Genomic DNA, 1,140 nt, shown 5'->3' with positions numbered 1-1,140 from the left:
AGCTAACGCCTGGCGAACATCAGTAATACCCGCTTCATTCTGTGCAGTTTTCGCCTCTAGACGAGTAACATCCGTGACGCGCGCTTCCGTCTCAGTAGCGATCACCTCCCGGAGCTGTTCGAAGGTCGCAGAGTTAGCGCCCTGCTGGGCTGTCTGCCGCACGACAACATCAGCAATAGCAAGCGCGTTGCCGATGATTGCTTCTGCTGTCTGCTTATTCGATCCAACCGCCGCTGCAAGACCGTTTGCATTCTCTTTGATTGCATCAGCCAGTTCTGCCAGTTTTCCGCTGCTGTCCACCGCGTTCTCGATTAAGTCTTTGAACGTATCAGTCTCTTTAATCTCCTCCAGTATTGCATTGGTGATATCACTGAAGTCGTCCGTTGGTTTTCCAGAAGCCTCTACAAATCCTGAAACGCCAAATGCATTACGAGTTCGAACATAAACGTAATAAACATGGTCAAACTTAAGTTTTTGGATGGTCCACTGATTGCCACGGCCAAGGAATTGAGCTTTATTCTCAATGTCGTCGGACAATGGAATCGGAGTCTCACCTGCGTACCAAAATTCAAAAGAAGTATCAGATGTGGCAGTAACAGACATGACCGGAACTAAAGTGGCCTGAAGTGGGCCAGGTATCCACTGAACCGAGTTCGGGGGCTTAGGCGCTCCGATAATCAGGCTTACCTGAGTCTCAGCGCCTTTCATCCCGTTTTCATTGCGCCCACGAACGCCGAGCGTGTAGCTACCGGCAGCAAGGCCGTAAAACTCATACCGGAACTGGTCAGTTTCGTACTGAGATACCAGCTTCCCATCAGCACTGTAGATGTACAGCTCAAACACCAGCTTTTTAGTAGTGGTTGCCGTCTCCCACGTTGCTGTAACCTGGACGGTCTCGGTGTTTGTGTTCAGGATTCGCAGGTTTTCCACGTTAGGCACGCGGTAGCCGTTCAGCGTATCGCTGGGAACTTCAAACACTGCACCCTCGTCAACGATGGCCTGTTTGTTGGGGTCGTGCAATGAGGCCGTTATGCTGTATACGGAGTTGTTTTCCGTTTCGGCAACGCTCAGTATCCGGAAAAGGCGAATCGCAACGCTTGCGGTTGAAATGGCAAATACAGTTCCCGCCCTCACCCATTC

General features: G+C 51.0%; 1 protein-coding gene. It reads right to left on the bottom strand.

All coding sequences use genetic code 11. From position 1 onward, the window contains the following. On the bottom strand, positions 1-1,140 hold a 1,140-nt coding region (locus M8370_RS23375), incomplete at both ends, for a phage tail tip protein J-related protein (RefSeq protein WP_502799575.1).

The organism is Enterobacter cloacae complex sp. OE43NF (assembly GCF_023544405.1).
Taxonomy (GTDB): domain Bacteria; phylum Pseudomonadota; class Gammaproteobacteria; order Enterobacterales; family Enterobacteriaceae; genus Enterobacter; species Enterobacter cloacae.
This window is presented reverse-complemented; position numbering and strand designations above follow the sequence as displayed.